9 protein-coding genes are annotated in these 7,028 nt (G+C 72.0%); 4 read left to right on the forward strand and 5 right to left on the reverse strand.

All coding sequences use genetic code 11. The annotated features are described in order from the left end of the window. On the reverse strand, positions 1-1,213 hold a 1,213-nt coding region (locus AX737_RS02005; protein WP_066918596.1), incomplete at its 3' end, for a glutamate--cysteine ligase. A gap of 277 nt (positions 1,214-1,490) precedes the next feature. Beyond that, entirely contained in the window at positions 1,491-2,270 is a 780-nt protein-coding gene (locus tag AX737_RS02010) for a 16S rRNA (uracil(1498)-N(3))-methyltransferase (RefSeq protein ID WP_066918599.1), read from the reverse strand. 291 nt (positions 2,271-2,561) lie between these two features. On the opposite strand from AX737_RS02010, the gene AX737_RS02015 reads away from it, so the two are divergent. Beyond that, complete coding sequence (locus tag AX737_RS02015) at positions 2,562-3,029, forward strand: hypothetical protein (RefSeq protein WP_066918601.1); 468 nt, start codon at positions 2,562-2,564, stop codon at positions 3,027-3,029. A 25-nt stretch (positions 3,030-3,054) separates the two neighbouring features. After that, positions 3,055-4,020 (forward strand): 4-hydroxybenzoate octaprenyltransferase, encoded by a 966-nt coding sequence (gene ubiA / locus AX737_RS02020; RefSeq protein ID WP_066918610.1) that lies wholly within the window; start codon positions 3,055-3,057, stop codon positions 4,018-4,020. 7 nt (positions 4,021-4,027) lie between these two features. Here ubiA and AX737_RS02025 read toward each other — a convergent pair whose 3' ends face one another. Continuing rightward, on the reverse strand, positions 4,028-4,531 hold the full coding sequence (locus AX737_RS02025) for a DUF6101 family protein (RefSeq protein ID WP_238229342.1): 504 nt from the start codon (positions 4,529-4,531) through the stop codon (positions 4,028-4,030). 336 nt (positions 4,532-4,867) lie between these two features. Between AX737_RS02025 and AX737_RS02030 the strand changes: the two genes are divergently transcribed. Continuing rightward, the gene (locus tag AX737_RS02030) at positions 4,868-5,698 is read left to right on the forward strand and encodes a 3'(2'),5'-bisphosphate nucleotidase CysQ (protein ID WP_066918604.1); all 831 of its coding nucleotides are present in this window, start codon (positions 4,868-4,870) and stop codon (positions 5,696-5,698) included. A 57-nt stretch (positions 5,699-5,755) separates the two neighbouring features. On the opposite strand, the gene AX737_RS02035 is transcribed toward AX737_RS02030, so the two are convergent. Beyond that, the gene (locus AX737_RS02035) at positions 5,756-5,986 is read right to left on the reverse strand and encodes an AsnC family transcriptional regulator (RefSeq protein ID WP_066918606.1); all 231 of its coding nucleotides are present in this window, start codon (positions 5,984-5,986) and stop codon (positions 5,756-5,758) included. A 199-nt stretch (positions 5,987-6,185) separates the two neighbouring features. After that, complete coding sequence (locus tag AX737_RS02040; protein WP_066918608.1) at positions 6,186-6,395, reverse strand: cold-shock protein; 210 nt, start codon at positions 6,393-6,395, stop codon at positions 6,186-6,188. A 304-nt stretch (positions 6,396-6,699) separates the two neighbouring features. On the opposite strand from AX737_RS02040, the gene AX737_RS02045 reads away from it, so the two are divergent. Then, positions 6,700-7,028: hypothetical protein (locus tag AX737_RS02045; protein ID WP_066918614.1), on the forward strand; the 329-nt coding region annotated here is incomplete at its 3' end.

The following is a 7,028-nucleotide window of genomic DNA, read 5'->3' on the forward strand; positions in this document are numbered from 1 at the left end:
GGGCGCGGGCCTGCAGGCCGGCGCGCGCGATGGCCAGGGCCTCCGCCGCGACCGCCCCGAGGCTGCGCCCACAGATCGGCGTGGCGAGGCCCAGCCGCGGCACGGTGGCGCGCATGGCCTCGCGCCCCTGCGCGCTCCAGCCCTTGGTGAGGTCGAGGCCCGCGTCGAGGGCGGCCTCGTCGTAGAGCAGGCCGGTCCAGAAGGCGGCCTGCGCGGCGATCATGTCCGGGCCGCCGACATCCGCGCCGCGCATCTCGAGGAAGCGCTTCAGGCGCACCTCCGGGAAGGCGGTCGAGGCGTGGTTGGCCCAGTCCGAGACGGTGGCGTACTCGCCGGGCAGCTGCGCGAGCTTGCCCGCCATCAGGTCGCGAAAGGAGGCGCCCGAGACGTCATGGTAGGTGTCGCCCCGCTTGACGAAGTACATCGGCATGTCGAGCAGCCAGTCGACGTAGCCCTCGTAGCCGAAGCCCGGTTCGAAGGCGAAGCCCAGCATGCCGGTGCGGTCGGCGTCGGTGTCGCGCCAGATCTCGGAGCGGCGGGAGAGGAAGCCGTTCGGGCGCCCGTCGGTGAAGGGCGAGTTGGCGAAGAGCGCGGTCGCCACGGGCTGCAGGGCGAGCGAGGCGCGCAGCTTCCTGACCATGTCGGCTTCGGAGGCGAAATCGACGTTCACCTGCACGGTGGCGGTCCGCAGCATCATGTCGAGGCCGAGGCTGCCGACCTTGGGCATGTAGCCCGCCATGATCCGGTAGCGGCTCTTCGGCATGACGGGCGTCTCCTCGCGCCGCCATTTCGGGCTCATGCCGAGATCGAGGAAGCCGATGCCGAGCGGGTCGGCCGCCCGCTTCGTGGCGGCGAGGTGCTCGTCGAGCTCCCGCACGGTGGCGTGCACGTCGGGCAGCGCCGCGCCGGAGAGTTCGAACTGCCCGCCGGGCTCGATCGAGATCGCCCCGCCCGCCTCCGCGTGCAGGCCGATGATGTTGCCGAGATCGAGGATCGGCTCCCAGCCGGTCTCGCGGCGCAGGCCTTCGAGCAGCGCCCGGATGCCGTGCTCGCCCCCGTAGGGCACGGGCGTGTTGTCCGCCCGGTAGAACGGGATCTTCTCGTGCTCGGTGCCGATGCGGAACTGCTCGCGCGGCTTCTCGCCTTCCGCGAACCAAGCGATCAGCTCGGCGCGCGTGGTGAGCGGGGTGGTGTCGGAGATGTCGCGCGCCATGCGCCTTCTTCCCGTGCGTCGTCGTCTGCGATGGGTTGAAGCGCGCCGGGCGTGCCGGCGAGTCCAAGGTCCCGACCCGTTGAACGGGATGTCGTGCGCTTAATCCAGCCGGCAAGGCGCGACAACGCGCTCGCGTGCGGCCCCGCCGCGCCGTTTCCGCCCATCCGGGCGGCCCGAGCCCCTCCATGTGCGTCCGCGCACACGGCCAAGCCTGGGATCACCGTGGTCCTCGGGTCCTTCGGTCCAGGGGGGCGAAGCCCCCGGTTTGGGATCGGCCTCAGGGATCCGAGACTTGTCTGCTTCCCTGCCGGGCGTCGCCGAGCACGGCCTGGACCAGGGCGAGCACCGCGACCGCGGCGGTGTCGGCCCGCAGAATGCGTGGCCCCAGCGAGAGCGCGACGGTGTTCGGGCGGGCGGCGATCAGGTCTCGCTCCTCGGGCGCGAACCCGCCCTCCGGCCCGACCAGCACGGCGAGCGGGGGCGGTGCGGCCGGGTCGCCCGCGCCGCGCAGCGCCGCGACCGGGTCGGCGACGGGCGCGTCCTCGTCGCAGAAGACCAGCAGGCGCTCCGGCGCGAGCGCGGCCAGGGCTTCGGGCAGGCGCGCGGGCTCGGCGACCGCCGGGATCGCCAGGATGCCGCACTGCTCGGCGGCCTCCACCACGTTCGCCCCGAGACGTTCCAGGTTGATCCGCTCCCCTTGCGTGTAGCGGGTGAAGACCGGCCGGATCGTGCCCGCGCCCATCTCGACCGCCTTCTGGGCGAGGTAGTCGAGGCGCGCGCTCTTCAGGGGTGCGAAGAGGTAGTGCAGGTCCGGGGCCGCATTCTGGGGACGGGTCCGCTCGACCACCATCAGGTCGGCGCTCTTGCGGCCCGAGGGGACGAGGCTCGCCCGCCACTCGCCGTCGCGCCCGTTGAAGAGCAGGACCGGATCCTCGGGCTTCCGGCGCAGGACGTTGAGCAGGTAGTTCGCCTGCGCCCGGTCGAGCGGCAGGCTGGCGCCCGCGTGGAGATCCGCCGCGACATGGAGCCGGGGCGCGGTGAAGTCGTAGGCTGCCATGCCGGTCTGGTCGCGCGGGGCGCGGCCCCTGTCAACGCATCGCGCCCGGGAGCACCGAAACGTTGCCGAAAGGTTACAGCGGGGCTTTTTCAGCCCGAACCGCCCCTCCCGCGGCAACCCTTCGCGCCTTCGCGGTTGGCAGCGGCGGCCCGCGTCTTGATTGACGCCACATTCCTGTGGCGAACCGGACACCAAGAACACAGCCGCCGTTCCGGCCGGGCTCCGGCGCCCGGCGCAGCCCAGAATGGCGGCCCCAGGGATACGGCCCAAAGGACCCCAGGAGTCTAGGCGATGGCATTCAGGACCTGCGTACTGGCCGCGGCGGCGCTCGCCGGCAGCACCCTCTGGGGCGCCGCCGCCCTGGCCCAGTCGTCGAGCGATTGCGGCGCGATCCAGAAGACCCTGGAGGAGCGCAAGGCCCTGGTCGCGAAGGCGAACGCCGCCTCGACCTCGAAGAAGAAGATGACCCCGCAGGAAGCCTGCGCCCTGTTCGGCAAGCTGCAGCAGAACGGCGCCTCCGGCATCAAGTGGATCGAGGCCAACAAGGAGTGGTGCTCGATCCCCGATTCGTTCGCGCAAGGGTTCAAGGCCGACAACCAGAAGGTCGGCGAGGTCCGCACCAAGGTCTGCGGCATGGCGGCCCAGGCCGCCAAGATGGAGGCGCAGGCCCGCGCCCAGGCGGCGAACGGCGGCGGCGGCGGCCTGCTCGGCGGGCCCGGCCTGACCGGCTCGTTCAAGCTGCCCCAGGGCGCGCTCTGATCCTCCGGTGCGCGCGGCGCACGGGGTGAGCGGCCCCGCGGACGGGCGCGAAGCGGCCGCGGACGGACGCGTCGCGGACGCGGTCGCGGGACACTGGGTCGACCGGCTCGCGCCGCGGGCTGCCCGGCCCTATCTGCGGCTCGCCCGCATCGACCGGCCCATCGGCTGGTGGCTGCTGCTCCTGCCCTGCTGGTGGTCCGCCGCGCTCGCCGCGACCCGGGCCGACCATCCCTGGCCCGATCCCTGGCACCTCGCGCTGTTCCTCGTCGGCGCCGTGGCCATGCGCGGGGCCGGCTCGACCTACAACGACATCGCCGACCGCGACCTCGACGCCCAGGTGGAGCGCACGCGCTCGCGCCCCCTCCCCTCCGGGCAGGTCCGCCCCCGGGCGGCGGCCCTGTTCCTGATCGCGCAGGCGCTGGTCGGCCTCGCGGTGCTGCTGCAGTTCAACGGCACGGCGATCCTCGTCGGCCTGTGCTCGCTGGTGCCGGTGGCGATCTACCCGTTCATGAAGCGGGTGATGCCGATGCCGCAGGCCGTGCTCGGGCTGGCCTTCGCCTGGGGCGCGCTGATGGGCTGGGTCGCGGTGTTCGGCACGCTCGGCGCGCCGGCGCTCGCGCTCTACGCGGGCTCGGTCGCCTGGGTCGTCGGCTACGACACGATCTACGCCGTGCAGGACATCGAGGACGACGAGATCGCCGGGATCCGCTCCTCGGCCCGCCTGTTCGGCGACCGGCTGAGGTTGGCCGTGGGCCTCTGCTACGGGATCTCCGCGCTGTGCATCGCGCTCGCCGTGCGGGGCGCAGGGTGCGGGCCCCTGGCCTATCTGGGCGTCGCGGCCTTCGCGAGCCATCTCGCTTGGCAGGTCTGGTCCCTGCGGGAGCGGGACGGGCGCGGGGCACTGACCCTGTTCCGGGCCAACCGCGGGGCGGGTCTCATCCTGTTCGCGGGGCTGGCCGCCGATACGGTGGCGCTCGGCTGGCTGTACTGAAGCGCTCTCAGGTCCGGGCGATGATCTCGTTCTCGCCCCGGTGGATCAGCGGGCGGGCCGGCAGGCGGCCGGTCTTGCGGCGGACGAGGAAGCGCGGGCGCCGGTCGCAGAGCGAGCCGTGGCGGCGGCGCATCCGGGTCTTGCCGAGCGCGAGGCGGCCGAGCTGCTGCGAGACCGGGCAGAGCACGCCGTCCTCGCGCACGATCATCCGGGCAAGGCCCGCCCGCTGGGCGATGTCGCGCCACACGGCGACGACCTCCTCCTCGCAGAACGGCCCGAGCTGGTCGAACACCCGGCCCTCGGCGTCGACGAGCGCCAGCTTGAAGCGATCCTCACCGCTCATCTCGCTCTCGTCGCCCGCGAAGGCGAGGGCGACGCCGGCGGGCTTCGCGCCCTGCTGGCCGGCGCCGAACACCGGGAGCGCCGGGAAGGCGGCGGGCCAGACCGGGGCGGAGGCGCCGTCCTGGCAGTGGATCTCGTGCGGGCTCGCCATGGTTTCGAAGGTGTTCATCGGTTCGATGCCCTGTTGCAAGTGGCGATCTCTGTCGGACCGTCCGTTATGCAGAGCAGATTGGGCCCCGACCTCCCTCGATGACCTTAAGAGCCAGCGTTAAGCGAATCTGGACCCGGGGGTTGCTGGCGGAATGCTCAACGCTTCCTTGCCCCGATGCGACGGATGCGACCGATCCGACCGGCGGTGCCACGCTGCTTGTGGCCCCCAGCACCGCACCTTAGAACAGGTGGCACCGCCGGCCTCGCCGGCCCGACCCTCTCTCGTCCCCGTGTCGCCCGGTCCGCAAGCAGGGATCGCCGCGCCGCTTTGGGGCCGACCCGAACCGGATCACGGATGCCCGACCCGATCTCCGCCGATGCCGTGTCCGCGCTGATGCCGGCCCTGCGCGGCGCGCTCCGCGAGGCGGCGGACCTCGCCCTGCCCTTCTTCCGCCGGGGCGACCAGACCTCGGCGCGGGTCTGGTCGAAGGCCGGCGGCTCGCCCGTGACGGAGGCCGACGTCGCCGTCGACACCTTCCTGAAGATCCGCCTGAGCGAGCTGGTGCCGCAGGCCGCGTGGCTGTCGGAGGAGACGGCGGACGACCACGCCCGGATCGGGCGCGACCTCGTCTGGATCGTCGATCCGATCGACGGCACGCGCGCCTTCCTGTCGGGCCATCCGGACTGGTCGATCGCGGTGGCGCTGCTGTCGGCGGGCGAGCCGCTCGTCGGCTTCGTGCACGCCCCCGTCTGCGGCAAGGCCTACGAGGCCGTGCGCGGGCAGGGCGCCACCTGCAACGGGGAGCCGATCCGGGTCTCGGAGCGCGCGGACCTGCCCGGCGCGCGCGTCACCGGCCCCAAGCCGATGTTCGACCGGCTCGAGCGCGGCGTGGCGCGCGGGGGGGCGAGCGCGGATTTCACGACGGTCGAGCGCATTCCCTCGCTCGCCCTGCGGCTGGCGCGGGTGGCCGAGGGCGCGATCGATCTCGGCCTGATCACCGCGAATGCCCGAGACTGGGATCTGGCGGGTGCGGATCTCGTCCTGCGCGAGGCCGGCGGCAGCGTGCGCGATCGCGGGGGCCGGATGCCGGCCTACAACCGGCCCGAACCCGTGCACGGCGAACTCGTCGCGGTCACGGACGGCTTGCGCGATCAGGCGCTGTCGGCCTGGCAGATGGGTGGGTAGGGGACGGCCGGAGGGCAGCTTGCCGAACGGGCCGCCCCGAGGAGGCCCCGAGGAGGCTCAGATCGCGGCTTCCCGCAGCCGCACGGTGTCGGGCGCGAGGCCGAGGCGCTCGGCGAGATGCCAGCGCAGTTCGCGCGGCGAGTGGTAGCCGTAGCTGCGGTCGATCAGATGGGAAAGGTCGGCCCTGCGCCCGGCGCGGGAGGCTTCGTTGAGGGTCCTGACCCGAAAGGTCGGCGCGTCGGTGACGGGCGACCGGGCGCTCTTGAGGCGCGTGTACTCGAACTGCATGTCTTTTCTTGTTCTGTCCAATGTCGGCGCAGGTGATGCCCGGTCCGTCCGGCCCCTGCGACTCCGTTTCTTCGTGTGCTTTCGACCGTCCGGCGCGACCGGTCCCGCGGATGAGCGCGGGACGGCAGCGTCGGAGGGCTTCGGCCGGGTTCCGGCCGCGTGGAGCGGGCTCCGGTTGCGAGAGCCGCGGGAGGGTGCGTCAGGCCGCCTGGAGGTTGCCCGCGGCTTCCTTGCCGCTGCGCTTGTCGGCCACGATCTCGTAGGAGAGCTTCTGGCCCTCGACGAGGTTACGCAGCCCAGCGCGCTCCACGGCGGAGATGTGGACGAACACGTCCTTGCCGCCGTCGTCGGGCTGGATGAAGCCGTAGCCCTTGGTCTCGTTGAACCACTTCACGGTGCCGGTATTCACGTATAGTACCTCGTATCGTCCATAAGAAGACGACGATCCGTACGCCCGAGGACGCAGATCGCTTCGTCTTCGAAAGTCTTGCAGAGCAGGCAGGGCGCGAGACGCTGAACCTTGAAAAGCGTCGGTCTCGATCGGTGGCCCTCCACGGACATATCTAGTGGGTCCTTGCGGCCGCAACAAGGCGAGGCCGCCATCCAATTTCCCTCCGGGCCCCGCGGCCTTCTCGCCGGAGGAGCCGCACGGCCCTGTGAATCCGGGCCGGCGCGGTGCATATATGGTACGCGTTCAGGCAGTTAGGCGATCCATGGCAGGCATCTCGGTTTCGTTGGAAGGAGCCAACATTCAGCTCTCCTTCCAGAAGGACGATCAGGCGACGGCCGTGGTGATGGATGCGCGCGCCGCCCGCGCCCTGGTGCGGGCCGTCGGCCAGCTGCTCACCGCGATCGACGACTCGGAGGAGCCCGAACTGCCGGAGGATCTGAGCGACGAGGAGGTCGCGATGCTCGACGTCACCTCCTCGGCGATCGAGGTCGGGACCGACGAGCAGGGGCAGGCCGTGGTCGCGCTGCAGGCGGGCGCCCTGCCGCCCTTCCAGCTTCGACTGACCGACGAGGAGGCCCTCCACGTCGCGAC

It is taken from the genome of Methylobacterium sp. CCH5-D2, from assembly GCF_001556475.1.
GTDB lineage: Bacteria > Pseudomonadota > Alphaproteobacteria > Rhizobiales > Beijerinckiaceae > Methylobacterium > Methylobacterium hispanicum.